This window comes from Paracoccus sp. 22332, assembly GCF_052045125.1.
Classification (GTDB): domain Bacteria; phylum Pseudomonadota; class Alphaproteobacteria; order Rhodobacterales; family Rhodobacteraceae; genus Paracoccus; species Paracoccus haematequi_A.
In genome coordinates, this window is the sequence record NZ_JBQEOI010000127.1 from 1 (window position 1) to 667 (window position 667).

General features: G+C 59.7%; 1 protein-coding gene and 1 pseudogene. Both read right to left on the reverse strand.

The genetic code is table 11. The features are described from left to right. Nucleotides 1–128, reverse strand: a pseudogene (locus tag ACTJI6_RS24160) (transcriptional regulator); the annotation flags it as partial. Between the two features lie 120 nt (nt 129–248). Next, entirely contained in the window at nt 249–650 is a 402-nt protein-coding gene (locus ACTJI6_RS24165; RefSeq protein ID WP_440804321.1) for a hypothetical protein, read from the reverse strand. Nucleotides 651–667: the final 17 nt, after the last annotated feature.

The following is a 667-nucleotide window of genomic DNA, read 5'->3' on the forward strand; positions in this document are numbered from 1 at the left end:
CCGAGAGCTTCGCCGATTGCTCCTGCGGCCATGCCTTCCGGCCCAGCCTCAACCAGCAGGCGCACGATCCGCAGCCGCGTTTCCTGGGACAGGGCCGCGAAGGCGGCCAGAGCTTGAGGCTCGTTCATCGAATCAACTCCTCAACTTATAATGAGTAGTTGATTGGATGGACCATGAGCGTCAAGGAGTTTCAGAGATCAAGCGTCAGGCGGTGATGAACCGGCCAGTGTTCAGGTCCAGCAATGCCGTCATGGGGTTTTTCTGCGCCAAGGCCACCACGGGGTAGCGGCCGAGGTTGTGGGACGCTGATCGGTCAGCAAGGCTGTCGCCTGCTGTCGCCAGCGGTCCCGGTCCTCCTTCAGGTCCGCCGCGATCTCGCGTTCACGGTTCAGCATCGCTTCCAGGACTTCAATGCGTTCGAGGAGACGGGTTCCATCCGGTTCCGCATCGCGTCTTTCTGAACCCCCTTGAGGTTCCAGGCTGAACGCCCGCAGGAGTTCCGCCGGATCAATCGAATAGCTGCCATCCTCATGGCGAGTTGCACTGAGCCTTCCGGTTTTGATGGCCCTGTTGATCGTAGATTTGCTTTTTCCCGTCAGCTTCGCGGCTTGGGAAAGGGACAGTTCCGGCATGGTTGCGTACTGCGTCATTTAGGGGTTCTCGGTGG

Excerpts from the sequence above, each read along its gene's own strand:
- ACTJI6_RS24165 (WP_440804321.1), bottom strand. The coding sequence starts at position 650 with ATGACGCAGTACGCAACCATGCCGGAACTGTCCCTTTCCCAAGCCGCG.